General features: G+C 39.3%; 25 protein-coding genes. 5 read left to right on the top strand and 20 right to left on the bottom strand.

The window, feature by feature from the left end:
• Positions 1 to 76: 76 nt before the first annotated feature.
• From arcD to PYW36_RS00585, 3 genes are read left to right on the top strand one after another with little or no spacing between them, the layout of a single operon-like run.
• On the top strand, positions 77 to 1,495 hold the full coding sequence (arcD, locus tag PYW36_RS00595) for an arginine-ornithine antiporter (protein ID WP_103159154.1): 1,419 nt from the start codon (positions 77 to 79) through the stop codon (positions 1,493 to 1,495).
• Between the two features lie 16 nt (positions 1,496 to 1,511).
• Positions 1,512 to 2,453 carry a carbamate kinase gene (gene arcC / locus PYW36_RS00590; RefSeq protein ID WP_103159153.1) on the top strand — a complete coding sequence of 314 codons (942 nt, stop codon included), beginning with the start codon at positions 1,512 to 1,514 and terminating at the stop codon, positions 2,451 to 2,453.
• A 21-nt stretch (positions 2,454 to 2,474) separates the two neighbouring features.
• Positions 2,475 to 3,179 carry a Crp/Fnr family transcriptional regulator gene (locus PYW36_RS00585; RefSeq protein WP_103159152.1) on the top strand — a complete coding sequence of 235 codons (705 nt, stop codon included), beginning with the start codon at positions 2,475 to 2,477 and terminating at the stop codon, positions 3,177 to 3,179.
• 89 nt (positions 3,180 to 3,268) lie between these two features.
• Here the strand turns inward: PYW36_RS00585 and PYW36_RS00580 are convergent, their stop codons facing one another.
• The 11 genes from PYW36_RS00580 to PYW36_RS00530 all read right to left on the bottom strand — a co-directional run bounded on the left by PYW36_RS00580 (position 3,269) and on the right by PYW36_RS00530 (position 13,429).
• Complete coding sequence (locus tag PYW36_RS00580) at positions 3,269 to 4,618, bottom strand: nucleoside recognition domain-containing protein (RefSeq protein WP_103159151.1); 1,350 nt, start codon at positions 4,616 to 4,618, stop codon at positions 3,269 to 3,271.
• Complete coding sequence (locus PYW36_RS00575; RefSeq protein WP_103159150.1) at positions 4,612 to 5,721, bottom strand: NAD(P)/FAD-dependent oxidoreductase; 1,110 nt, start codon at positions 5,719 to 5,721, stop codon at positions 4,612 to 4,614. Before PYW36_RS00575 ends, PYW36_RS00580 begins: the two co-directional genes overlap by 7 nt.
• Positions 5,722 to 5,869: 148 nt before the next feature.
• The gene (locus PYW36_RS00570) at positions 5,870 to 6,628 is read right to left on the bottom strand and encodes an alpha/beta hydrolase (protein ID WP_103159149.1); all 759 of its coding nucleotides are present in this window, start codon (positions 6,626 to 6,628) and stop codon (positions 5,870 to 5,872) included.
• 15 nt (positions 6,629 to 6,643) lie between these two features.
• A complete protein-coding gene (locus tag PYW36_RS00565; RefSeq protein ID WP_103159148.1) occupies positions 6,644 to 7,321 on the bottom strand; it encodes an ABC transporter permease in 678 nt (225 codons plus the stop codon).
• Complete coding sequence (locus tag PYW36_RS00560) at positions 7,321 to 8,262, bottom strand: osmoprotectant ABC transporter substrate-binding protein (protein ID WP_037576725.1); 942 nt, start codon at positions 8,260 to 8,262, stop codon at positions 7,321 to 7,323. The genes PYW36_RS00565 and PYW36_RS00560 overlap by 1 nt, the downstream gene beginning before the upstream one ends.
• Positions 8,263 to 8,279: 17 nt before the next feature.
• On the bottom strand, positions 8,280 to 8,915 hold the full coding sequence (locus PYW36_RS00555) for an ABC transporter permease (RefSeq protein WP_037576728.1): 636 nt from the start codon (positions 8,913 to 8,915) through the stop codon (positions 8,280 to 8,282).
• The gene (locus PYW36_RS00550) at positions 8,912 to 10,108 is read right to left on the bottom strand and encodes a betaine/proline/choline family ABC transporter ATP-binding protein (protein ID WP_103159147.1); all 1,197 of its coding nucleotides are present in this window, start codon (positions 10,106 to 10,108) and stop codon (positions 8,912 to 8,914) included. The genes PYW36_RS00555 and PYW36_RS00550 overlap by 4 nt, the downstream gene beginning before the upstream one ends.
• Before the next feature lie 352 nt (positions 10,109 to 10,460).
• Positions 10,461 to 10,997 (bottom strand): TetR/AcrR family transcriptional regulator, encoded by a 537-nt coding sequence (locus PYW36_RS00545; protein ID WP_103159146.1) that lies wholly within the window; start codon positions 10,995 to 10,997, stop codon positions 10,461 to 10,463.
• 193 nt (positions 10,998 to 11,190) lie between these two features.
• On the bottom strand, positions 11,191 to 11,910 hold the full coding sequence (locus tag PYW36_RS00540) for a DUF3169 family protein (RefSeq protein WP_037576738.1): 720 nt from the start codon (positions 11,908 to 11,910) through the stop codon (positions 11,191 to 11,193).
• On the bottom strand, positions 11,907 to 12,110 hold the full coding sequence (locus PYW36_RS00535) for a helix-turn-helix transcriptional regulator (RefSeq protein ID WP_037576741.1): 204 nt from the start codon (positions 12,108 to 12,110) through the stop codon (positions 11,907 to 11,909). The genes PYW36_RS00540 and PYW36_RS00535 overlap by 4 nt, the downstream gene beginning before the upstream one ends.
• Positions 12,111 to 12,235: 125 nt before the next feature.
• Positions 12,236 to 13,429: an NAD(P)/FAD-dependent oxidoreductase gene (locus PYW36_RS00530; protein ID WP_103159145.1), complete on the bottom strand. Its 1,194-nt coding sequence runs from the start codon at positions 13,427 to 13,429 to the stop codon at positions 12,236 to 12,238.
• A gap of 166 nt (positions 13,430 to 13,595) precedes the next feature.
• Here PYW36_RS00530 and PYW36_RS00525 point away from each other — a divergent pair, with 166 nt between their 5' ends.
• Positions 13,596 to 14,204, top strand: coding sequence for a class I SAM-dependent methyltransferase (locus PYW36_RS00525; RefSeq protein ID WP_103159144.1), 609 nt, complete (start codon positions 13,596 to 13,598; stop codon positions 14,202 to 14,204).
• A gap of 158 nt (positions 14,205 to 14,362) precedes the next feature.
• Here PYW36_RS00525 and PYW36_RS00520 read toward each other — a convergent pair whose 3' ends face one another.
• From PYW36_RS00520 to PYW36_RS00500, 5 genes are all read right to left on the bottom strand, one after another.
• A complete protein-coding gene (locus tag PYW36_RS00520; RefSeq protein WP_103159143.1) occupies positions 14,363 to 15,745 on the bottom strand; it encodes a cryptochrome/photolyase family protein in 1,383 nt (460 codons plus the stop codon).
• A 209-nt stretch (positions 15,746 to 15,954) separates the two neighbouring features.
• Positions 15,955 to 16,455 (bottom strand): DUF805 domain-containing protein, encoded by a 501-nt coding sequence (locus tag PYW36_RS00515; RefSeq protein ID WP_051605017.1) that lies wholly within the window; start codon positions 16,453 to 16,455, stop codon positions 15,955 to 15,957.
• 186 nt (positions 16,456 to 16,641) lie between these two features.
• Entirely contained in the window at positions 16,642 to 17,139 is a 498-nt protein-coding gene (locus PYW36_RS00510; protein ID WP_037576752.1) for a DUF805 domain-containing protein, read from the bottom strand.
• Positions 17,140 to 17,208: 69 nt separating this feature from the next.
• The gene (mcrC, locus tag PYW36_RS00505) at positions 17,209 to 18,246 is read right to left on the bottom strand and encodes a 5-methylcytosine-specific restriction endonuclease system specificity protein McrC (RefSeq protein ID WP_103159142.1); all 1,038 of its coding nucleotides are present in this window, start codon (positions 18,244 to 18,246) and stop codon (positions 17,209 to 17,211) included.
• Entirely contained in the window at positions 18,239 to 19,903 is a 1,665-nt protein-coding gene (locus tag PYW36_RS00500) for an AAA family ATPase (RefSeq protein ID WP_103159141.1), read from the bottom strand. The genes mcrC and PYW36_RS00500 overlap by 8 nt, the downstream gene beginning before the upstream one ends.
• Positions 19,904 to 20,071: 168 nt before the next feature.
• On the opposite strand from PYW36_RS00500, the gene PYW36_RS00495 reads away from it, so the two are divergent.
• The gene (locus tag PYW36_RS00495; protein ID WP_103159140.1) at positions 20,072 to 20,806 is read left to right on the top strand and encodes an NAD-dependent protein deacylase; all 735 of its coding nucleotides are present in this window, start codon (positions 20,072 to 20,074) and stop codon (positions 20,804 to 20,806) included.
• Here the strand turns inward: PYW36_RS00495 and PYW36_RS00490 are convergent.
• The 4 genes from PYW36_RS00490 to PYW36_RS00475 form a co-directional block, all read right to left on the bottom strand.
• Entirely contained in the window at positions 20,773 to 21,708 is a 936-nt protein-coding gene (locus PYW36_RS00490) for an alpha/beta hydrolase (protein WP_371874992.1), read from the bottom strand. The genes PYW36_RS00495 and PYW36_RS00490 overlap by 34 nt on opposite strands.
• A gap of 153 nt (positions 21,709 to 21,861) precedes the next feature.
• A complete protein-coding gene (deoB, locus tag PYW36_RS00485) occupies positions 21,862 to 23,037 on the bottom strand; it encodes a phosphopentomutase (RefSeq protein ID WP_037576764.1) in 1,176 nt (391 codons plus the stop codon).
• Positions 23,038 to 23,072: 35 nt separating this feature from the next.
• Positions 23,073 to 23,735, bottom strand: a complete 663-nt coding sequence (gene deoC, locus PYW36_RS00480; RefSeq protein ID WP_037577151.1) for a deoxyribose-phosphate aldolase — start codon at positions 23,733 to 23,735, stop codon at positions 23,073 to 23,075.
• Positions 23,736 to 23,747: 12 nt separating this feature from the next.
• Complete coding sequence (locus tag PYW36_RS00475; RefSeq protein WP_103159635.1) at positions 23,748 to 25,106, bottom strand: MFS transporter; 1,359 nt, start codon at positions 25,104 to 25,106, stop codon at positions 23,748 to 23,750.
• Position 25,107: the final 1 nt, after the last annotated feature.

The raw sequence follows: 25,107 nt of genomic DNA, 5'->3' as shown, positions 1-25,107 counted from the left end.
TTTATATTATATTCTCATACTTATTTAATCCTTATTCTCGCCCCACCTTTGCTTTGATAAAAAGGAGATGAAACAGATGGAGAATGGACACCCACAAAAATTAAATAAATCTTCACTCATAGGTCTTGTGATAGGTTCTATGATTGGAGGCGGTGCTTTTAATATCATCTCTGATATGGGAAGTCAGGCAGGTGGTCTTGCCTTAATTATAGGTTGGGTGATTACCGCGATTGGTATGATTGCGCTCGCCTTTGTCTTTCAAAGTTTAACAAATGCGCGTCCTGATTTAGATGGAGGGATATATAGTTATGCTCAGGCAGGATTTGGTGATTTTATCGGATTCTGTAGTGCATGGGGTTACTGGTTTGCAGCCTTTTTAGGCAACGTGGCATATGCGACATTGCTCATGTCTGCAGTCGGTAATTTCTTCCCTATTTTTCAAAATGGGAACACCTTGCCAAGCATTATTGTCGCTTCTATTTTGTTATGGGGCGTACATTTCTTAATTTTAAAAGGTGTAGAGACAGCTGCATTTATTAATAGTATCGTCACAGTGGCTAAATTGATTCCTATCTTTCTAGTCATTGTGTGTATGATTGTCGTCTTTAACTTTGATACATTTATGGCAGGTTTTAGCGGAACCGCTTCTGATGCGATCACATGGCCTGCGATTCTATCGCAAGTCAAAGGCATTATGTTAGTAACGGTATGGATTTTCACAGGGATTGAAGGTGCTGTTGTCTTTTCGAGCCGTGCAAAATCAAAAAAAGATGTCGGCACTGCAACCGTCATTGGTTTAACGTCCGTCCTCATCATTTACTTTTTAATGACTGTGCTTGCTCAAGGAGTCATCCAACAAAATCATCTTGCGGATTTAGGTCACCCCTCTATGGCACACGTTTTAGCCCATATCGTAGGTGATTGGGGAGCTGTTTTCGTCAATATTGGCTTAATCATTTCAGTTCTAGGTGCATGGCTCGGTTGGACGTTACTCGCAGGAGAACTCCCCTATGTCGTGGCTAAAAATGATTTGTTTCCAAAATGGTTCGCAAAAGAAAATCGCAACGGCGCACCCGTCAATTCGTTACTGATTACTAACATTTTAGTGCAATTATTTTTAATCAGTATGTTGTTTACAGAAAGTGCTTATCAATTTGCCTTTTCACTCGCCTCAAGTGCGATTTTAATCCCTTATATGTTCAGTGCTTTTTACCTCGTCAAATACAACATCGCCCAACGTGAAACATCGATGGTGAGATGGATTACTGGCGGTGTGGCGTCAATTTACGCGATATGGCTGATCTATGCAGCTGGACTAGAATATTTACTCTTAACGATGATTCTCTATATTCCAGGTGTCATCGTCTTTATCAAAGTACAAAACAATCTCAATAAAAAACCTAAAACGGTGGAATGGGTCATCATCGGTTTGATATTACTCTTCGCGATTATCGGTATCGTCAAACTCATGACGCACTCAATTACCGTCATTTAAGTCAGGAGAGATACTTATGGCTAAAACAATGGTCATCGCGTTAGGTGGCAACGCGATTCAAACGAAAGAAGCAACAGCAAATAGTCAACAAGCGGCGATTCGACAAACACTCGAAAAATTCAAACCTTTATTTCAATCTGACACGTCGATTGTGATGTCTCATGGGAATGGCCCACAAATTGGCAATGTTCTAATTCAACAAGCCGAAGCCAACAGCAGTCAAACCCCTGCAATGCCACTTGATGTCTGTGGTGCGATGACGCAAGGGATGATTGGCTATTGGCTCGAAACAGAAACGAACCGAGTGCTCAAAAAAATTAACAGTCACAAACAAGTCGGGACAGTCATCACGCGTGTAGAAGTCGATCCAGATGACCCACGCTTGTCACATCCGACAAAACCGATTGGCCCTTTCTATACCAAAGAAGACGCCCAACGCTTACAAGAAAAAGAGCCCAACAGTACGTACAAAGAAGATGCCGGACGGGGCTTTCGAAAAGTCGTGCCCTCTCCGCTTCCAGTGTCTATTTTGGAACACGAAATGATTAAAACCCTTCTAGAACAAGACAATATCGTCATTGCTTGTGGGGGCGGTGGCATTCCTGTCATTCGCCAAAGTGACACCTTTGAAGGGATTGAAGCGGTCATTGACAAAGACTTTGCGAGTGAAAAGTTGGCTGAATTGATTGAAGCTGATACGTTAATGATATTAACGGCCGTTCCAAATGTATTTGTGAACTTTAATACTCCTAAACAACAAGCATTGACTGACGTAGATGTCGCTACATTAAAAACCTACGTTGATGAAGGCCAATTCTCAGAAGGGTCGATGTTGCCAAAAATTGAAGCAGCGATGAATTTTATCGGTCATCACCCTCACCGAGAAGTGATTATTACAGATTTAGACAACGCATTTGACGCACTTGAAAAAGGGACGGGCACACACATTCATTTATAATTATGTAAGGATGTCTTTGATATGAATACGCATTACAAAACACACGACGCAAAAGCGTTAAACGTTGCAATCCAGACATTTGCGCATTACATCCATGCTTCACCGACACAATTACAAATATTTGTAGAGGACTTTGTTTTGCGTCATTTTGATAAAAACCAAGTGGTCTACTACGATACGACAGAAATGACCCATTTGAAATTTTTGGTCAATGGTATTGTCCTCCGTGAAGCCTTTATGGAAAACGGCGCCCACTACAAATGGTTAAATAAAGCGCAACATTGTTTTCCTCTCAGCCAAGCGTTACGTATTCCATCCGTCGATGAAACATGTACAGCTTTAACGGAATGTGACATTTTAAGTATTCCACTGTATTTGATTGAAAAAATTTCAAAACACGATACAGAAGTCCTCTCGCGTCTTTACGCTTTGTTAGTGAAGAGCAAGGATCAACATATTCAACATAATATGATTTTAAATTGTAAAAACGCACGTGAAAAAGTCATTCACCTCATACAATTGCTATGCAAGTACGTCGGTCAAAATACAGAGGCGTATTACGAAATCTCGAGTGCGATTACGATACAATTGCTTGCAGACTTGATTGGCATGTCGAGAGAAACTGTGAGTCATATTATGCATCATTTAATATTGGAGAACTTTATTTTTAAAGATAAAAACGCTTGGATCGTAAGTAAACAGCTCTTTCAAACCTTACCTTCCTAGCTAAGACTAAGACGTTGATTCCTTCATACATTTCATCGAAAAACACCCTTTAACGGTCTCATCCATCATTGCCGTTAAAGGGTGTTCTATTATAAATGGGAAATAATAAATTGCCAGACTTGTAGACCTATAAATAAAATGACGACACAGCCGATGGAGGTCAACATTTGTTTCGCAATCATTTGGCTAGCGATTTTACTACCAAAATGCCGCACCATCATGGTCATCGTCACAGAACATGCGGTGATTGTCGAAGCTAAAAATACGACCATCAATAATTGTATAGGCGAGAGACTTTGTATGAGTGCGCCGTGATTCGTATTAAAAAGCAACATGCCATCTTTACGAATCATTGAGAAAAAGATACCTGTCGCCAAATCCGTCGGTAATTGTACCCACCGTAACAGAGGCGCAAAGGCTTTGGCCAACATCTCTAAGATTGGTGTAAACGATAAAAGGCTCACAATAAAACAAATCCCGATGAAAATTGGCATGGCCTGTACGATAAACATTTGAATGGTCGCTCCGATTTGTTTTATAAACGCTCGGGACCATGGCCAATGCATCCCTTGATACGGAGGCATCGGAGTCGACAGGCCACCGTTTTGTGGAGGGTACCATATACGGTTATGTATAACACCTCCAATAAAGACCATGCATAAATACGGGACGAAGAGCCATGACATGTGTGCTGTGTTAAAAATGGATAACGTCGCTCCGATTTGATAACTACAAGACGTGCCAAAACCGATTAAACTGACACAACGTGCTTTCGTACATGCGCTACACTGATGAGCAGCTTGCGTTACCGCTGCTGCGTTACAACCAAATCCTTCTAACAATGGAACAATATCCATCCCATTTAATCCAATCCGTCTCATGGACGGTTCAATGGCATTCATCACGTAGGCTTTTAAACCTGAATGTTCTAACACCGCCGTTGAAATACTCATCAAAATCACGACCGGTAAGGCCCATACAAATGAATAAGTCCCTAACGACAATATCCCGTAATCTCCGAATAATATTTGTTGGAGCCACGGTTGTTGAATATTTGGGAGGGCGCTTAACCATGTGAGAAGCGGTTCAAAAATATGCGCTTCTAAATAGCCTGATAAATGATAGGCTAAATAAATCGGAACCGCAAACATCAAGGCAATAAGACTCCATCCGATGAGTCCTTCATACCCTCGTGGTGCGTGTTGTCGGTTCTCTTTCACAAATTGTTCCAGCACGTCTATTATCTGACGCGTTTGTGCGGGTGTAGAAGTCAAAGGGACGTGGATGCCGACGTCTAAACGGTGTTTGATAATATAGCGTCGTAAACGTAGTTGTTCCGCATGTGTCAATCGCTGGAGATGTGTTAGTCGGAGTTCGTGTGTTTCCTCTGGAATAGGTGAACATGCGCCTGTATGCACATTAAACGTCACCTCTAACATGAACAGTCCACTTCACAACATGAATAATCCTCTAAGTACATGTTGTTCGCCTTAAACGATTGAATGATCGCCTCATCCACAGACAGACCTTCACGTTTCATTACCATTTCCGCAAGTACCGCAAAGCGCGCTCTAAATTTGTAAATGTAGCACAAAATAGCGGCTTCATGACGCACAGTTGCCCCGATGAGGAAGACGTTCGGGTAACGGGTCGACTCATCTTGCGCCGTGAGTTTTACTTCGCCGTCTTGTAACGTAAACAGTTGTTGCACAAGCGGATTCTGAGTGACATCAAAACCTGTCGCCACGATAGGAATATTCGGTGTCACGACAGTTTCGCCATTCGCTAATAAAAGATGATAGCCATCTTCATCTTCACGGGTATCAATCACTTCATGGCCAACGTGCATTTCGATTTCATGCCCCGCTGCAACCGCTTCTTTTAATCGTTGATGGGTATACGGAGACAAACGTACGCTCGGATCTGCATCTTCATCACCAAAACCAGTTGTAGTCGTATACATTTCCACACGAGCGCCATTTTTAGCCAGTTGTATCGCCGCATCAAAGCCACTTTCATTGCCGCCAATAACGACGTAATCTTGTCCCTTCAATGTTGTAAAGTCCTCGATTTCACTATAGTGGAGACCGACGGTAAACGGTTGATTCGGGAAAGCATAATCCCCGGTTGCTACAAAAATGTAATCTGCTGTAAAATCCCCTTGGCTTGTGTTAATTTCATAAATCCCGTCCACTAATTGGACAGTGCTGACCTTTGTATTTGTCGCAATATCAATCTCAAAATGGTCGGCGACAATTTCAAGGTATTCTGTGTAAGTCTCACCTGACACGTGTTCTTCATTAAATGTAAACGCCGGTGATGTATCTTTAGAAATCGCATTCATATCAGGCATCCCGAAACCATTTGATGTAAATGACGGTGTAATGGTGCGTGTCGACTTCGGCCAATGTTTAAAGGAATGTCCAATCGTATCCTTTTCAATGACAAGTACATCTTCCATTTGTATCTGTTTTAGTGTGACTGCAATCCCGATTCCCGCTGCACCTGCCCCAATAATGATGACGCGATGATGTTGGGTCATTTCAAAAACCTCACTTTATAAATCGTAATAATTACGATTTAACATTATAGACCTTTATGATGAGATTTGCAATCTTTATTCACTTTGAACACATGCAAAAAGCGCTCTTCACGATATTTATCGCAAAGAACGCTTTAATCAATTAATTCTATTCTGTAAATTTCGCAATCACTGTTTCAATCGCTTTGTCCCAATAGGCATAATCATGAGCCCCTGCACCTGAAATCATTTGGCATGGAATCTGTTTTGATTTCAATGCCTCGACAAAGTCAACATTACTTTGATAGAGGTCATCCTCTGTGCCACACATGAATAACAACTCAGGTATCGGTCGCCCTTCTTTGATGGCTTCGTCCACAAGATAATACGGATCAAATGGTGTCCCTACCGGATTGTAATCATCGCCCGCAATCGCTTGAGGTTTAAAGTCTGGATACGTATAATGCACCAACTGACCCACATCGATTGCCGCAGACAATGGGGCCGCTTTTGAAAAGCGTTCTCCCGCGGTTAAAGCAAAACGAATCGTGCCATAACCGCCCATCGAATGTCCGGCAATAAAATTATCTTCTCGCTCCATAGATAATGGCAACACTTGATGCACGTAATCCCACACTTCAAGAATATAATCATAATAACTATGACCATATTTCATATTTGTATAAAAGCTGTGGTCGGCATTTGGCATAATGATCGCTAATTGATGCGCATTCGCATAACGCTCAATCGATGTATAGCGCATATACGACATGTGATCACTCGATAACCCGTGTAACAATAACAATGATTTTAATGGCTTAGGGGAACGTTCCGTATCAAAAAAACTGGTATCTTCAGGTAAAATCACCGCACAAGATTGATGCATCCCGAGTGTTTTTGATTTGTAGTTAAATTCCATGAATGCCATAGACTGTCACTCCTTTTAATGAGAGGTTGCTGAATTTTTGTTTGTCCGTTTTAAAGGATCTAACTTGTTCTCTAGCATACGTAAAAGAATGTCTACAAGTAAAACAATAACCACGATGGGTAACGCCCCGGCTACAATAAAGAGCGTCCCGTCCGTCGCATTCGTCCCTCGAATGATAAGATCTCCGAGCGTCGGCGCACCAATAAATGAACCGACCGCAACGACGCCAATCGCGACGACGAGCGCAATTCTAAGTCCACCAATAATGACAGAGAGTGATAACGGCAATTCAATCATGCGTAACACTTGATTGCGCGTCATCCCCATCCCTTTTCCGGCATCTTTAATATTGGCGTCTACCCCTTGAATGCCGGTATACGTATTTTTAATAATCGGTAAGAGTGCGTATAAAAACACTGCGAAAATAACTGTGTTCATCCCTAGACCAATCCCTAACATTAAAATCGCAAGCATCGCAATGACAGGCACGGTTTGAATGATATTGGCTATCGTAATGACGGTTGTTGACAATTTACCGTAACGGGCAATGATAATCCCAAGCGGAATCCCGATAATCGCCGCAAAGAGCACCCCATAAATCGACATTAATAAATGGTTCATAAATAGCTCCCACAAATAGCCATAATTGGTGTGGTAGTAAGACCAAAGTTGTTGAATAATATTCCCTGACATTATTTTTGGCCTCCTTTGTCATGATCAAAGTAATCATGTTTTTCTAAAAATTTCTGTGCCACAATGGCAGGTTCTTGCCCTTCGCCATCCGCTTGATAGTTTAAATTTTGCATCTCTTTTGTTGAAATTTTACCTTCTAATTTTTGAATGATTGGCTTTAATTCTGGACGTTCTTTCAACAATTTGTCTGAAGCGAGCGGACTGGCATCATAAGGTGGGAAGAAATGTTCATCATCTTTTAAGACTTTTAAGTTATACGCCGCAATACGTCCATCAGTCGAATAACCGACCGCAACGTCTAAACTGCCATTTTCTAACGCATCATAAACTAAACCGATTTGCATTGGGCGATTTTCACCAAATTTGAAACCGTATTTACGTTGGAATGCTGGATAACCATCTACTTCACGGTTTTCCCATGTCGTATCCATGCCTAGGCGCAAATTAGGCGCATATTTTTTCAAGTCAGACACTTTTTCTAAGTGATACTTTTTAGCCGTTTCTTGTGTTACCATTAACGCAAACGTATTATCAAAACCGTAAGAATTAAAAAACGTTTGATTGTATTTCTCTTTAAATCCTTTTTGTGTCGCGGCCATCGCTTTTTTTGGATCGATAATCGGATCCATTTTAAGCGTACCTGTCAAGTCTGTGCCCGTATAACGCGTACCAGACATATTGGCTTGACCATCGACAATCGCATTATGTTGAATCGTACTTGAGCCTAAGTTATTAATAATTGTTGGTTTAATTTTTCCATTTGTATCATGTTCAATAAGCAATCTCAACATGTGAGACATAATTTGTGATTCTGATGTTGCCAATGCGGTAATTTGAACCTCATCCGGTGCAGACGCATTTTTAAGTCCTGGTAAACTACATCCAGATAACACCGTGAGGCAAAGGACAACAACTGCAATATACTTTTGATAACGTTTCATCTTTTCCCCTCCAATGTTTATCTAGAAACTTTTAATCCTTTAGGTACAATCCATTTCTCAATACGCGATAAAATCAAGTCCACCAATAACGCGAGGACGGTGATTAAAATCGTTGCTGTAATGATCATATTGGCATCGTACAAATTTAAACCGTTAAAAATGTAGTCACCGAGACCGCCAGCCCCGATAAAACTTGCTAACGTGGCCCAACTAATGACATACACAGAGGAGAGCCGAATCCCACTTAAAATCATCGGTAACGCGAGCGGTAACTCGACATCTTTCATGAGTTGAAACTCAGTCATTCCCATACTTTTGCCCGCTTCTCGAACATTTTTATCAATACTTTCAACACCGATAATCGTATTATTCAAAATCGGTAAGAGCACATAGAAAAAGAGTGCGATAATTGCTGGGACTTTCCCAACACCAAATAATGGAATCATTAACGCCAAAACCGCTAACGTTGGTATCGTTTGAAGGATACTGGCCACGGTTAATGACACTTTAGCCAAACGCTTCGTTCGTGTTAGCAAAATACCGAGTGGTACAGAGACGATAATCGCGATGATAAGCGCAATGACTGAAATATAGAGATGCTCCATCGTTTTCGAAAATAAATCACTGGCGTTATTCGCAATGAAATTCATCATGAGCGCTCAACTCCAGTATCCGACGTTGCATCTTGTGTTGGAGCTATGTCTTGTTCTGACGTTGTTACACCTTCTTCAGGATCGCCCCAAATACTGTCATAAACAATATCGACAAGATTGGCACGTGTAATCAGTCCGATAATATGATTTTCAGCATCAACCACCGGCACATTCCGCACATTTCGTTTTAAAATGGTACGCACCGAGTCTTGTAGCTTACTATCATAAGGCACCGTGTACACATCGCGCTGAATCACATCGATGAGTTCCGCATGCGCACGTAACCCTTGATTGATATCTTCAATATCGAGAAAGCCGAGTAAGCGGTTTTCATGATTCACGACAAAGAGCGTATCAATCCGTTTATTACGCATTAACTGCACCGCATCGTTCAGTGATTGATCTGCCGTAATCGTAATCGGCGTAATCATCGCATCTTCCACTTTACGCACATTTGGACGGTCTTGAATTAAACGGTTCTGACCAATAAAATCACGCACAAAATCGTTGGCCGGATGTCTTAAAATATTGTCCGGTGTATCATATTGAATCACTTTGCCGTATGACATAATACAGATTTTGTCCGCCAGTTTAATCGCTTCATCCATGTCATGTGTCACAAATATAAAAGTTTTGCCTAATTTTTGTTGTAGCTTCTTCACTAAGTCTTGTAACGTATCACGTGTAATCGGGTCAAGCGCCCCGAAAGGTTCATCCATTAAGATAATATCTTGCTCAGCCGCAAGGGCACGAATAACACCAATCCGTTGTTGTTGACCCCCAGATAACTCTGAAGGATAACGGTCTAAATACTCTTCCGGCAAATCCACCAATTTAATAAGTTCACGTGCTTTGGCATCTTTCTTTTCTTGAGACCATTTTAATAATTTCGGTACGAGCACGATATTTTCTCTGACGGTCATATGTGGCATAAGTCCAATTTGTTGAATCACGTAACCGATACTTCGACGCAGTTGTACGGTGTTCATTTGACGCACGTCTTTGCCGTTAATCATAATTTGACCTTCCGTCGCTTCAATCATGCGATTAATCATACGTAATGCCGTCGTTTTACCGCTACCACTCGTGCCTATAAAAGCGATAAACTCCCCTTGCTGAATCTCAATATTCATATTGTCTACAGCCTTCTTACTCCCAGCATAGACTTTTGATAAGTTTTTAATACTTAACATATGTCCATTCCTTTCCCTTTTTAAATTGACGAATACAAAAAAGACCTTCTGTGAATGTCATACAAAGCGTACTAAGTAAAACACAGGCACAAAAAGCCCCTAAGCGCTCATATTTACGTCTATCAAGCGTGCACATTCCAGTCATAACACAGAAGATTGCACTCAGAAGTCGAACTTTATCACTGTCACGTGCTCATCTTATGTAAACAGTTCACTTCATTACTATACCAATCGGTCAGTTTTATTTCAAATGTAACACAAATATAAAACCAAATCATGCACATTTGCACAATTTGGTTTTTTCACATTTATGAAAGACCGCATGTCTCCTCTGATTTGAGGAGTCCTATCATTAAGATTGTTGCGTATAATCTTTTAAGCGATTGAGCACTGCTTCACGCATTGTTTCATCAATCGCACTGAATTCGAAAATCTCAGACAACCACAGCCCATCGATGGCCAAACGCATAATAGTCGCATCCACAGGATCAATCCCTTCATTGACAATCGTTGACTGCCACTCCGCATAGGACTGTTTTAAAGGGGCCAAATAGTCTTTATTAGTCCCATGGGCGGCCAATAACCCTGACGTAATCGGCGCCTGTTCAGTACGATGTTGACGTGTGGCTTCTATGAGCGCGTTTAAATATTGACCTTGCGAAAGCGTTGCATCTAAAGCATTTTCGACATTGCTTTGATACATATCATTGGCATATTGCACAAGTGCTTCGACCAAACCTTCTTTCGATTTAAAATGATATAATAGGCCACCCTTACTGACCCCTGCTGCTTTTGATACCGCATCGAGTGTGAGGGCATCCACCCCATGTTCAAACACGATTTGAGACGCCGCTTCAATAATTTCAATCCTTTTTGACTTTCTCGCCAATTGAACCACCTGCTGTCATGATTAATATTAAACCCTTGACTACCGTCTTATTCTTTAGGAAACAGCCTTATTTTAAGCAAATTCTATAAAAATCGCAATCAAATGATTGAAATGAAACAGAGCGTGCATTGTAAATCGAGAGAACGAGACCTCTAACAAGGCCGTCTAAAATTGGGTGTTACAGATAGTCTCATCACTTATAATGGCGACGGACTTTGAACAAATAGCCAAATGCATTATAGATGAAGAGAAGGGTCAAGATTAATAAACTAAACGATTGATTGTTTCCTTGAGAGAGTGAAAATAAAAATACGACAGTAATACATAGAAATAAACCAACTAGATTAAATTGGTAAATTTTGTACATAGATAACAACGTAATATGTCTTTCACCCTCATCTTTGATGTCTAATACTTTTTTAGTGTAATCTTTTTCCCCTAGTTTTGGGTATCTTGAATCATATTTCCGATAGAAAAATCCAGACATCAATGAAGGTACGCCTATTAAATAAAATGGAATAAAAAAGTATAAGATATGACGTATTTCAAAGCCCCCTACAAGCAGAATAATCATATATACCATTACAACTGTGATTTGACTATAGAATAGAATATCCGATTTATTATATTGTAAGTCTGCTTTAGCCAATAACTCATCTAATGTATCATCGTGTCCGCTCTCACTTTTTCTTTTTAAGAAAAGTGCATCTTTTTGTACAAAATATTGATAAATCGTTAAAACAATAACGATTATCGATACACATATACATGAAATCATTAAAAATGATTGTGATTGCGCAAAATTCAACTTTGAAAAGAAACCATGTAAAAATCCACTATTAAAGAGTCCACCAATGATGCCACCAACAAGAATTGCTATCAATATTTGAAAAAAATACCTACCTATTTTCATAAATCTTCCTCCTCAATGATAAAGACTTTTTCGACTGCTTCGTCAAAAACGCGCGCGATGCTAACTGCCGTTTTAATAGAAGGTGTAAATTCGTTACGCTCTATAAGTGAAATCGTTTGCCTGGAGACACCTGCTTTTTTGGCGAGTTGCGTTTGGTTGTAGCCGTCTCGTGCGCGTAGTTCTTTAAGTCGATTCCGCATGCTGATCAACTCCTCAATCAAAATATACAATATCATAGTCATTTTGACAACTATATTTGTCATTCGTTTTTAAAAAAGATGCTGCCATTTAAATGACAGCACCTCGCTCTTTATTTGTTAATATGCTATAAACGTCCTTTCAACATGCCATACCAATACATCCGTGGCAATACGTCTTTTTTTAATATATACATACTACGTCGCGGTTTGGCTTGGTTAAAAGGCATCGTTTCTTTCGTTTCATGATTGTAATCAAATTCTGCTAAAATAAGTTGATCGTACCCCGTCACAATTGGACAAGACGTATAACCATCATAATGATGTGTTAACATTTTCCCTTGCATCGCTTGAAGTAAATTGGACGCGACTACGGGGGCTTGTTTTCTAATCGCTGCACCTGTTTTAGACGTTGGCGCATTTGAAGCATCTCCTAATGCAAAGACATTTTTAAATTGTGTATGTTGTAATGTCGATGGATTAACATCAATCCAACCCGCTTCATCCGTTAATCCACTGTTTTTAAGAAAGGGTAGAGGCCCCATCGGCGGTGTCACATGTAACAAATCGAAATGTACTGTTTTTCGTTTACCTGTATTAATCTCCTCAAACGTTGCAAGTTGCTTTGCACCATCCACTTCGACTAAGTGAGTCTGATAATCGACGTGTATTCCTCGTTTTTCAACAATTTTCTCCAATTCTTTTGAATATTTTTCTACATCAAATAGAACATTTTTTGCCGTTTCAAACATGACTTCAGTTTCATTTCGTATGCCCTGTTTTCTGAAATAATCTTCAGCCAAATACATGATTTTCATTGGGGCGCCCCCGCACTTAATCGGGGTGTTAGGGTGGGTAAAAATAGCTGTCCCTCTCTTAAAGTTAGCAATTTGGCGCCATGTTTCGTTTACATATTCAGGCGAATAATTGGAACATACTCCATTTTGACCCATTGTTTCTTTCAATCCTTTTACCCCATCCCAGTTTAGTTGTAATCCAGGACATACAACGAGTCCATCATATGGCAAGACGTCACCATTGTGTAAAGTCACGGTTTGTTCATCAGGTTGAATCGCTTTTACAGCTTCTTGTATCCAATTTGCACCTTTAGGTATAACTTTTCTCATTTTCTTACGTGTCGCTTCTAATTTAGCCACGCCTCCCCCCACGAGTGTCCATAGTGGCTGATAGTAATGGTATTCAGCTGGATCAATGAGGGTAATGTGTCCTTTTAAATCTTGACGTTGATTAAGCAGTCTTGAAGCTACCATGATGCCGGCTGAACCTCCACCGATAATGATAATTTTATGTTGTTTTGTCACCTAACTCACTCCTTTTATATCACTCAATCTGATTTTCTAATTATTGTCTATAGATTCATAATTTAATTTATATTAATTAATATTCATTATTTACCCTTTTACGAGTGCAATTATTCACTTAATTTAGGGTATATCATTAATATGATTATAAAAGGGGGCGCTTCATATGAACCATTGGGATGAAAAATATCAAACAGAGGATTATTTTTACGGCAAAGAAGCCAATGCCTATCTTCAATCCATTTTTAACCGACCGACAAACCAGCATGAAAAAGTCGTCTTATTTGCGGAAGGTGAAGGGCGTAATGCCGTTTATTTAGCTGATTTAGGCTATGACGTCACGACGTATGACACTTCAGAAAAAGGAATTGCTAAACAACAACGATTAGCCAGTGAGAAAGGCGTAGAGATTGAGGCGCATCTCGGAGACATTACCGCAGAGGATGCGGTTCCAAAAGATACGTATGATTACAGTATTAATATTTTTGGCCATGTCCCAAGCGAAGAGAAAGCGATGATGTTTACCAACCTTGTGTCCTCCCTCGTACCACATGGTCATAGTTATTTTGAATTTTACGCCAAAGATCAACTTCAAATGGGTACAGGTGGGCCAAAAGATATCGACATGTTGTATGACGTGAGTGAAATTAAAGCCATCCTTGCGACACTCCCTGTATATATCCATGCGTTAGACCAACATCAAGTCGTACGTAACGAAGGCTCAAAGCATCGAGGTGAGGGAATTGTGATTCAAGGGCATATTGAAAAAATATAATAAATAAAGACCCTAGAAAATCTCCTCAGTCCGTGGTTCATGATGTCTGAGGGAAAGCGATTTATGTCTCCTCAATTAAAATAAAGCAATGTTTAAAAGCATGGGTCACCCCATGCTTTTGTACCCCCTCATATGTGTTTAAAGTTGACGCTTAAGTATTAAATGTCGTGTTCTCCTTTAAAAACGGCCATCACATACGCACGACTCGCCTTATGATCTACAATCGTTTCCGGATAGTCTCGTCCTATCACAATATTGTAATGCTCTTGAAGCACTTGACGGTTTTTAGTCGGATCATGAAGATATTTTACGGGTACATTTTCAAATAACGGTAGCTCTGATTTAATGAGCTCCCCTTTTGCATCAAACCGTTCACTTTGACGTATCGGATTGAACATTCGAAAATACGGGACCGCATCCGTTCCTGTAGAGGCCGACCATTGCCAACCATGAACGTTAGAGGCATTATCGTAATCTACCAGTTGTTCTTTAAAATACATTTCTCCCCAAGTCCAGTCGATAAAGAGATGCTTCGTCAAAAATTGTGCAACCACCATGCGTAACCGATTGTGCATCTGGCCTGTCCGTTGCAGTCGTTTCATTGCGGCATCAATGATGGGGTACCCCGTTTCTCCTTGCTTCCACGCTTCAAATGATGCTTGATGATGCGACCAAGGTAACTCACGGTATTTTTCTATAAAGGATTGTGTCGCTGTTTCAGGATAGGCCACCATCAAGACATAATAAAATTCTCTAAACATCAGCTCACGTAAATACGCTTCATACGGTGTGGGTTCCATTTCAATCCCTTCTAGCACATCACGCAACACTTCATGTATGTCCATCAAACCATAGGCCAAATAACGACTCATTCCACTCACATAAGCGATTGTAATGTCATCTGTTAAGGTTTGATACTGTGTCATATCTTCTTGTAAAAAGGACCCCCAATGCTTGCGTGCAGCTGCTTCCATATCTTGTGCATTGTTAAATGAAAAGTCTGTTCTATTCTCTCCCGTCGCTGCAACTTTTCGAATGCTTTCTATATCATAACGCGTCACACGTCTGTCATGAATATGCGGACGGTTTGCTTTATAAAAACTTGTAAAAACTTTGTATGGCTCGCCTTGTCGATTCAAAGTACTTTTCGGATTGAAATAATGGTTGGCCCGCACACCGATGGTTTGGATCTTATGCTTTTGAAAGGCCCGCTTCACATGTGGAAAGTCATAGTTCGCATGGTGATAACTCATCGTATCACTCGCCATAAGCACATGGCTTAAAGCCAATTCCTCTGCGAGTGCTCCTAAGTCTTCATAGTTAACGATATACGGCGTGATACCGTAAGCATGAAGTTGTGCTATAAAACCCCTGACGACGTCTTGATAATCTTTCTGTTTAACCTCAGACGCATCAAACATTTCCTCGATGGGCACAATCACATAAAGCTGTTGAATCGCCTCCAAATGGTCTTCAACATATTGAAGCAATGGATTCGACTGAATACGAAAAACACGATTTAAAATCACACCTAAATTCATCCGCTGAACCTCCTAGCTGACTTATATTTCCTGGGTAATAGAGTATGTTCGCCTTGATTCAGAAAAAATGAGCAGACGTGCGTCTTACTCATTTGGGTCTAAAGTCAATACATAGATTATCTTACTCTTACCCTATCAATAATAGAATAATCGCTATAAATGCATAAAAGCCTAAGTGTCTCGTCTTTCAAACACTTAGGCAGTAAGGGTTAGGTCTCTATTGTTTTTGAAGTTTGTGTTAATGCGGCTGTGCCTCCATCGCCATAATGGTTTGGTTCGCTGTTGCCTTTCATGATCATCGCAAATAACGTATAAAATAATAAGAAGACAAGCGCAATCCCCCCAGTAAATACGGTAATCACTAACAGACTTTCACCGAATGGGTGCGTCACGACACCTGTAGGCACTAATAGCAGTAGGAAAAATAATACGAGCGTAATATAACTGCTCAAGTTAAACACAATCGCAAGAAACATCGAACGATTGACATCATGTAAACGTCTCGTCATCACCGTTAAATTCGGAATAAAGATTAAAAAACTGAAAATATAACTCGCACGTTCAGAAATGATGAAAGATAATAACACCATGATGACCGCATTCATCCAAAGCGGATGCCAAAATTCTTTTCTTGTCGATCGGCCTTTAAAATCGAAAAGGCGTGTCCAAAACAATTGATAACACGTTAAAATACTTTGGGGTTGATTCATAGTTGCACTCCTAACTATTTATTTTTCATATTATTGTTAAATACAGATTAGCATGTTCCAACACTCGCGCCCATTAAACGAGGATTAATTAAAATTAAAAAACATTAAGTCCTCGCTGACACTGCTTTTAAAAGGACCTCAAAAAGCCCAACGGCGACCTGGCCATTGGGCAACTTTTTTCAACGGTTATTCTGGTATACTTACCGATTCATGCAAGGCATTTGTCCCACCTGCACCATAGCGATTCGGCTTCAAATCACCTTTGAGGCACATCAACACGAGGGAATAAACGCCCATAATCAGCAAAATAAACGTCACGATAAAGAAAATAATAAATAAAGTCATTAAGAACGTCGACTCAGGATTATCTAGTTCATTGAACGGACGTAACGCATACGTCCCAATTAAATAAAGGACTGACGCTCCGTTAAGCACGATAGATAAATACATCGAATGATTAATATCGTGCAAACGACGCGCCATCACAGAAAACGTCGGAATAACGAGAATCAAGGAAAGAATATCGCCCCCGACTTCTGTCGTGAGTAGTATCACGATTGCGTGAAGGATAATGTTAATCCAAAATGGATGCCAAAACTCTTTACGCGTAGCGCGCCCTTTGACATCAAACGCACGTGTCCAGTAAAGTTTGTAGCAAGATAAAATCGATTGTGATGAATTCATGGTTGCACCCCTCTGTCAGTATATCTTTAATATATAGTAGCATATTTAGCATTGTTATTTGCGATTAAATTATTCTATATCAAAGTACTCAAAAACGTGTTTCTTTAATTCCTTTTCTATATCTTCAAATTCACAGTTTAAATCGAGCGTTTTCACACTTATTGCATTACCTCCTAAGAGAAAAGTAGCATTAGGTAATATCTTTTCATCCGTTTTTGCATATAACAACATACCTGTTACTTGAGAGGATGGATTTGCTACACTCATTTGATAATTTTTAACACACGTAAATATTTGGTACATATTTGCCGAATGAACTTTAGGAGTGTCGTAATAATTTTGTATCGTTTTAGTATAATATTTAGCATCTATGATTAAATACTTATCCTTGTATGAGAGCATAATGTCACTTTTCATCGTAGGTAGCATTGATGTCATTCCATCATCTGTATACCAAGGAATATGTGATGAGTTCACTTTAATTTGAGGAAATGTTTTCTTATAATATTCCAATATAAACTTTTCATAAAGTTTCGCCATCTGTTGTTCATCTTCGAAATCCATAATTTTTTGTTGTTTATCTTTAAAGGAATGTAACGAACTTTTTATAATTAATTCACAAATACCCATTAACATTTGATATGTTTGATTACTCCTTGAATAACGAAAGTTCCAATTTATATTCTGGGGGTTCAAACAATCCACTTGATTAAAATGTATAAGTAATTTTTTAATCTTTTTTTGTCTTTCTTTAGTAATGTCTAGCTTTACCAATACTAATAATGTTGTTTTAAGAATTTCATTAAAATATATGTTTTCGGTTAACGCATCGTAAGTACAGTTCAACTTTTTATCTAAAAAGCTCAAACTCCTAATTGAATCAGAGATATTAACTTTACCTCTGAGAATAGAAATCGTTTCATTACGTTCTTTAAATTCTTGATGTAATCCACGTTTTAATTGATTAGAAACTCCCTTAATTAATATAGATGCATATAAGTCTCCTATATGATTAAAGTTCTCTTTTGATATTTGACGATACCCCTTTTGATTCAATACAGTAAACGCATAAGATAACATATAATAAAAGTTTTTTATTTTAATCATGAAGCGTATCCCTTAATTTTTGACTCCAGAAATGAACATTTTCCGGTTCATCAAACCAGTATTCGTTCAATAAAGGAATGATTTCATATTCAATAATATTTGATAAAATAGTTTCATTTACATGACTTAAATTACAAAAATAGCTATGTCCAATATTAAATCCCGCGCCTAAAGATTCATCATTAGTAATTTCTTTGTTTAACATACGGATACATTCAATTAATGCATCAAATTTCGAACTAGAGAATTCAGATTGATATCTTTTGAAACCTTCCATCTCAAAAGAAGGAGTCATCTCAAAAAATGCAAAACGACGTCGTAGTGCATAGTCTAATATTGCTAAACTTCTATCCGCTGTATTCATCATACCGATAATATAAACATTTTTAGGTACAGAAAAAAGTTTGTCTGAGTATAATAATTCGAGTTGAGTGCCACGTTTATCATTTTCGATTAACATAAATAATTCACCGAAAATTTTACTTAAATTCCCACGATTTATTTCGTCAATAATAAAGAAATAATCATGCTCACTGTCTGCTTCAGCTTGTTTACAAAATTTGTAAAAAGATCCTTCTCTTAATTCAAACCCGTTAGCCGTTGGACGATAACCCATAATAAAATCCTCGTATGAATAACTTTGATGGAATTGAATCATTTTCACACGGTTTTCATCCAATTCACCCATCATTGAAAAGGCTAAACGTTTAGCAGCATATGTCTTTCCGACGCCTGGAGGTCCTTGTAAAATAACATTCTTTTTTATTGTAATAAGCTGTACCAAACGCTGGTAATCCGTTTCATTTATAAATACTTCTTTTAGAAAATCTTCTTTAGTATATGATTGACAAGTAGTTTTCGAGTCAACACTATAAATAGTTTCTCCTCGTTCCTCCGTTACATTTGACTCTACCTTATGTTTTGAATATTCCCATGCTTTGTAACTAAAATCTATAAAATCGTGCATGTCAGAGGTATGTTGTAAATATTTTTGCAATTGGTTCACAACATACAAATAAGATTCACCACTGATTTTAACACTTCTTTTTTTAAATATTCCTTTAATTTCATCTGGAATATATTCTGATTCTAAAATGAAATTTACATTTAGGTTATCAATACTCACAAAGTTTTTAGGCGATATCCAGTAAAGTGCACTTGTAAGCTTACTGTTGTGAATCCCTTTTTTCTTCATCACCATATCGAAATATTTTTTAAAATTCTCCCTAGTATAGTCATTCTTATTTTCAATAAATTGAAGTACTGTCTCAAAAAATGACCACAGTTCGTCAATATCATTTTCACCACGATCACCCTCAAAATTATAAAATAATGCGTTCACATTATTGAGGCGGGGGACACTATCGAATGATTGAGGCATTGTGACATCTATATTTAGTATCTTTGCGAACGCTTTGATTATTTTAATTCTATTCTCTTCTTTTTGAGAGGATTTATTGAATAACCCATAAATTGTGAAAGGGTCAATATCTGTCACATTATTATTTTTATCTAAAGTTGGCATTTTAAGATTTATTTCTTGATAAACTTTTTTTACCAAATCAATCAAACCATCGCGGTTATCTTTAAATTTTAATAATTCTTTTGCAAATGACTCATAAAACGGTACCCATGATTTATTTAACATCTCACCCATGAAAAAACCTCCACTTAATACTAATACTTTTATATTATACTGAAAAACCTATATTTATAAATGCAGTTTTCGATTTCTTCTCAAATCAATCCCTTTCTCATTTGCCTCTCTTTCTTTTGACTTTTACAATAGGAGTATTAAAACAAACTTTTTGAGGTGGTAAGAATAATGACTGATCAAATTGAACAGTTGAAAGATATTATTAACCAATCTAACAAAATTGTCTTTTTTACAGGAGCAGGTATTTCTGTGGCGAGTGGTATTCCGGATTTTCGCTCAGTAGGTGGCTTAAATGACAAGATTGCCAATCAAGGGTATGCGCCTGAATACATGTTAAGTGCGGATTATTTACATGAGGATCCTCAAGGGTTTATCGACTTTTGTTATCAATATTTATTGTTTGCGGATAAAGCGCCGAATGCGGTGCACCAATGGATCGCGCAACTTGAGGCTGAAGGGCGTGCTTTAGGGGTAATTACTCAAAATATAGACGGGCTTCATTCGGATGCGGGGAGTCAACATGTGGCGGAGTTACATGGAACGTTAAATCGTTTTTATTGTACAGAATGCGAGACACAATATACTAAATCCTATGTTTTAGAACATCAGTTACATCGCTGTGAACAGTGTGGCGGCGTCATTCGACCTGATATCGTGTTATACGGTGAAATGTTAGACCAAGGCACGCTCATTTATGCGATGCAGTTAATTAATGAAGCTGATACGCTCATCGTGTTAGGGTCTTCACTTGTTGTCCAACCCGCTGCAGGACTTGTAGGCAATTTTAATCACGGTCGCTTAGTCATTATTAATCGAGATGCGACGCCTTACGACCAACAATCTGATTTGGTCATTCATGAAGATATGGTTCAAGTGATTGAGGCTTTAACTTCAGAATCATAAACACCCACGCTCTGTGCATTTTGAGCATGGGTGTTTCGTTGTTTCCCCCACAAATATGGAAGAATATCATTAGCGACGTCCTGGTTATCGTGAAGGGCGCTATGTTCTGCGTTTTCGCCTTCATATCTGAGTTCTTTATAACTTTTTGGGCTGTTACCGAGGAGATATTTTAATGATTTGGCGGAACTTTCTGAGACGAGTCTATCAGAATTGGTTCCGTCTAAAAGATCGCCATAAATATTTAAGACTTCAATGTTTTGACCTTGATACACGTCTTTTAATTTTCGAAACCCTTGGTAAGGCGGAATCATGCGACTCGGTTTTCCGTTTTTATCGACGGTGATTTCGTTAACGTCTTCGTTCTGACCAAGTACGCCGTTATATGTTCCTGCAATGCTCACTTGTTTTTTTAAATGGGGTAATGTTTTATCTTTACCGTAATTTATCATATATTGTGCGAATGAAGTATTTCCCATTGAATGCCCAACAAAGTTAAAATCTTTAATGTGATATTGGGCTTGTAGTTCGGTTAACACATTTTTAATCCATTTGGCGTTGGCATTTAAATCCATATTGTCATTATCTTCGAGTTCGATTTGTACGATAGGATTATCGGCATCCTTCGATAGGTCCCCTTCAAAAGTCACGTCGCCTTCGCTTGAAACATGGGCGATAAGAACATCTTGTGTGACGCCGCGGTCTTCAGCTTGTTGTATGAGGTAATGAAAGGAATTGAGTGTACCACTTGTGCCATGTAAAAATAACGTAGGTGTCGGGCTATTGATGTAATGGGCATGTGCTTTTTCATAGCTTTTCCCATTTTCTTCAAAAAATATGAATCCACCGACGATGAAACATACACTTACAATTAATAAAATGCCCCAAATTTTAAATTTTTTCACATACGTAACCTCGATTCCACCCTTTTCCATCCTGTTTTGGGCTTATTGTCTCTCTGTTTGTCTTCGCAGTTGAATAGTCCTCTATACCCGTTTTTTACAATATAAAATACACGAAGTAAGAAGTCACGTTTCTTACCTCGTGTATGCGTCGTTTTATTTTAATTCATTTAAATAACTGTGGCCAAATTCTGGTGCTTTCACGCCAAAGTTGTCTGCGATGGTTGTCCCAATAGAACTGAAGGTCGTATCGCCTTTCAGTTCGCCGCCCTCTTGGAATTTCGGGCTATACCATAACACTGGAATGTATTCGCGTGTATGGTCTGTACCTTCTGCCGTTGGGTCGTTGCCGTGGTCTGCGGTAATGATGAGTAAATCGTCTTCTCGCAAGTTTCCTAATAGCTCTGGCAAGCGTTCATCAAAGTCTTTAATCGCTTGGGCATAGCCCGGTTTGTCTCGACGGTGACCGTAAAGGGCGTCAAAGTCAACTAAGTTTAAGAAGCTTAACCCGTTAAAGTCTTTTTGCACGACGTGGTTCAACTGATCCATGCCGTCCATATTGCTTTTCGTACGAATCGCTTCTGTGACCCCTTCTCCGTCATAAATGTCGTTGATTTTACCAATCGCAATGACATCGTAACCGTCGTCTTTTAAGGCGTTCATGACTGTTTGACCGAACGGTTTTAACGCATAGTCATGACGGTTGCTTGTGCGGGTAAAGTTGCCAGGCTCACCAACATAAGGACGTGCGATAATACGTCCGATTAAGTATTTTGGATCTTTCGTGAGTTCACGCACTTTTTCACAAATATCGTAGAGTTCTTCTAACGGAATGATGTCTTCGTGTGCGGCGATTTGAAGCACAGGGTCGGCAGACGTATAAACAATCAAGTCCCCTGTTTTCATTTGGTGCTCGCCCCACTCGTCGATGATTTGTGTGCCTGACGCTGGACGGTTCGCCACGACTTTACGTCCCGTCATCTTTTCGATTTCTTGAATGAGTTCCTCTGGGAAACCGTTCGGATACACTTTAAACGGCTGCATAATATTGAGACCCATTATTTCCCAATGCCCCGTCATCGTATCTTTACCGACAGAGGCCTCACTCAATTTGTGATAGTACGCTTGTGGATGGTCCACGCGGTCGATGACCGGTAAGTCATCAATATTGCCTAAGCCTAGTTTTTGTAAGTTCGGTAACGCTTGATCAAAGTCTTGTAACGTATGACGTAATGTATGAGATCCTTCATCGCCAAATTTAGCAGCATCGGGCGCTTCTCCGATACCGACTGAGTCCATGACGATTAAATGTACACGGTTAAATGTTGCCATTGTAACCCCTCCTCTTGTTCTGTCTCAAGCTAAAATTAGTAATCTGAATCCGCCTCTAACCCTTGCATAATTTGAACACCGGCACTCGCGCCAATACGTGTCGCGCCTGCATCGACCATCGCTTTAAAGTCGTCTAAATTGCGCACGCCGCCTGACGCTTTCACTTCCATCGTGTCGCCAACGGTTTCTTTCATTAATTTGACGTCTTCTACAGTCGCGCCGCCTCCGGCAAAGCCTGTGGAGGTTTTCACGAAAGTCGCGTTCGCCGCTTGGGCTAATTGACACGCTTTCACTTTTTCTTCGTCTGTTAATAAGACTGTTTCGATAATCACTTTGACTGTTTTCCCTTGGGCCGCTTCCACTACCGCAGCAATGTCGGCTTGAACGTCGTCGTAACGCCCGTCTTTCAAGGCGCCAATGTTAATGACCATATCGATTTCATCAGCCCCATTCTCAATGGCGTTTTTCGTTTCGAACGCTTTGACTTCTTTCGTCGATGCGCCAAGGGGGAACCCAATCACGGTACAAACGAGGACGTCTGAGTCCGCTAATTTGTCGTGGGCATAAGCCACGTGTGTTGGGTTAATACAAATGGATTTAAAATGATACGTTTTCGCTTCTTCGATAATGCGATCGATTTGGTCGCGTGTCGATTCAGGTTTTAATAATGTGTGATCAATATATTTTTCAAAATTCATTTTGAATGCTCCTTAAATTTCTTTATTTACTTCTGATTTTGTCCAACGATTTAAGACGATAAATAAGACGAGTCCGACAATACTCATCAGACCGAGGATGAGTAAAATAATACCGAAATGAGACTCAAGTGCTGTATTTCCTGGGAAATTCAATGCTTGGTAGTCAATCAATGCGGCTGCAATCGCAATTCCCACGGACACTGCAACGTTGATAATAAGATTGTAAAAACCAATCGCAACGCCGGTCATATTGACATCAATCGTACGAATCGTTTCGTTTAACAATGGCGCATACATTAATGCAAAGCTACCCGCAAAGAAAATCATTGAAATGACGAAGATAGATACATGTTGACCGACTGTAAATGCCGGCAAGATTAAACTTAACGCAATTAAGGTAATCGCCGTAATCGTGGCTTGTTTTGATGATAAGTAATTACCAATTTTACCACTCAATGCCCCTGTCACGACCGCCACAAGATAGCCTGGTATAAGCAATAATGATGTTGTATCAAGTTCAAAGTGATAAATCTGTTGCATAATAAATGGGAATGTGAAAATATAGCCCAGTTGAATCGCATACATCACAAATACGATAAATAAAAATGAAGCATACCGTTTGTTTTGGAAAAATGATTTATCCACGAGCGGGTGTTTCGCATTTTTAATGTAAAACGCAAATACCGCAATCGCAATTAACGCGCCAACCATATATAACCAATTAAAATTCGTAATAAATAGCATCACTGTTGTCGCAATTGTTGCGATGAGTACCAATCCAATAAAGTCTAAATGCGCTTTGTTCACCGAATTTTCTTTAGGTAATAGTTTGAATAAGAATGGCAATGTGAATACGACAATTAATGCGATTAAAAACATATTTGTCCAGTGTAAATAGGTAGAGATAAAGCCTCCTGATAAAGTTCCGATAACTAAAGATAAGGAATAACTACTCGTACTTAAACCGAGATATGTTTTTTGGTCATCTTTCGATAAATATTTTGCGACGTAAATGACATATAACGTTTCCGCTGCGGCAAGTCCCGCTGTTTGAATAATACGGCCTGCAAGCACAAACGCAAACTGATGTTGGAAGACGTAACCGATAATCGAACCGATGATAATTAAACAAACCCCATAAATAAATAATGTACGAATGCTGATGGCATCGGATAAAGAGGCATAAACTACAGCCCCAATCCCAATCACTAAGCCTGCAAGAGTTGCTTGCCAACTCACTGTTGTGACAGAAATATTTAAATCATCAGCAATCGCGACCGAAATCAACTTAAATGAGTTATCAATGACTAAACTGAAAACGAATAAAAATAATAGAATCGGTACGGCTCTTTTGACTTTGACATAATCCATC

Source organism: Staphylococcus chromogenes (assembly GCF_029024625.1).
Classification (GTDB): Bacteria; Bacillota; Bacilli; order Staphylococcales; family Staphylococcaceae; genus Staphylococcus; species Staphylococcus chromogenes.
Note: the sequence above shows the minus strand (reverse complement) of the source record. Positions and strands in the feature narration are given on the sequence as shown.

Coding starts and splice junctions, on each gene's coding strand:
- deoB (WP_037576764.1), bottom strand. CDS start 23,037: ATGGCAACATTTAACCGTGTACATTTAATCGTCATGGACTCAGTCGGT.
- PYW36_RS00475 (WP_103159635.1), bottom strand. CDS start 25,106: ATGGATTATGTCAAAGTCAAAAGAGCCGTACCGATTCTATTATTTTTA.
- arcD (WP_103159154.1), top strand. CDS start 77: ATGGAGAATGGACACCCACAAAAATTAAATAAATCTTCACTCATAGGT.
- PYW36_RS00520 (WP_103159143.1), bottom strand. CDS start 15,745: ATGAATTTAGGTGTGATTTTAAATCGTGTTTTTCGTATTCAGTCGAAT.
- PYW36_RS00495 (WP_103159140.1), top strand. CDS start 20,072: ATGACTGATCAAATTGAACAGTTGAAAGATATTATTAACCAATCTAAC.
- PYW36_RS00510 (WP_037576752.1), bottom strand. CDS start 17,139: ATGAATTCATCACAATCGATTTTATCTTGCTACAAACTTTACTGGACA.
- PYW36_RS00535 (WP_037576741.1), bottom strand. CDS start 12,110: ATGCGGAATCGACTTAAAGAACTACGCGCACGAGACGGCTACAACCAA.
- PYW36_RS00575 (WP_103159150.1), bottom strand. CDS start 5,721: ATGACCCAACATCATCGCGTCATCATTATTGGGGCAGGTGCAGCGGGA.
- PYW36_RS00550 (WP_103159147.1), bottom strand. CDS start 10,108: ATGTTAAGTATTAAAAACTTATCAAAAGTCTATGCTGGGAGTAAGAAG.
- PYW36_RS00515 (WP_051605017.1), bottom strand. CDS start 16,455: ATGAATCAACCCCAAAGTATTTTAACGTGTTATCAATTGTTTTGGACA.
- PYW36_RS00525 (WP_103159144.1), top strand. CDS start 13,596: ATGAACCATTGGGATGAAAAATATCAAACAGAGGATTATTTTTACGGC.
- PYW36_RS00565 (WP_103159148.1), bottom strand. CDS start 7,321: ATGTCAGGGAATATTATTCAACAACTTTGGTCTTACTACCACACCAAT.
- deoC (WP_037577151.1), bottom strand. CDS start 23,735: ATGAATTTTGAAAAATATATTGATCACACATTATTAAAACCTGAATCG.
- PYW36_RS00580 (WP_103159151.1), bottom strand. CDS start 4,618: ATGTTAGAGGTGACGTTTAATGTGCATACAGGCGCATGTTCACCTATT.
- PYW36_RS00555 (WP_037576728.1), bottom strand. CDS start 8,915: ATGATGAATTTCATTGCGAATAACGCCAGTGATTTATTTTCGAAAACG.
- PYW36_RS00560 (WP_037576725.1), bottom strand. CDS start 8,262: ATGAAACGTTATCAAAAGTATATTGCAGTTGTTGTCCTTTGCCTCACG.
- PYW36_RS00540 (WP_037576738.1), bottom strand. CDS start 11,910: ATGAAAATAGGTAGGTATTTTTTTCAAATATTGATAGCAATTCTTGTT.
- PYW36_RS00585 (WP_103159152.1), top strand. CDS start 2,475: ATGAATACGCATTACAAAACACACGACGCAAAAGCGTTAAACGTTGCA.
- PYW36_RS00500 (WP_103159141.1), bottom strand. CDS start 19,903: ATGGGTGAGATGTTAAATAAATCATGGGTACCGTTTTATGAGTCATTT.
- PYW36_RS00570 (WP_103159149.1), bottom strand. CDS start 6,628: ATGGCATTCATGGAATTTAACTACAAATCAAAAACACTCGGGATGCAT.
- arcC (WP_103159153.1), top strand. CDS start 1,512: ATGGCTAAAACAATGGTCATCGCGTTAGGTGGCAACGCGATTCAAACG.
- mcrC (WP_103159142.1), bottom strand. CDS start 18,246: ATGATTAAAATAAAAAACTTTTATTATATGTTATCTTATGCGTTTACT.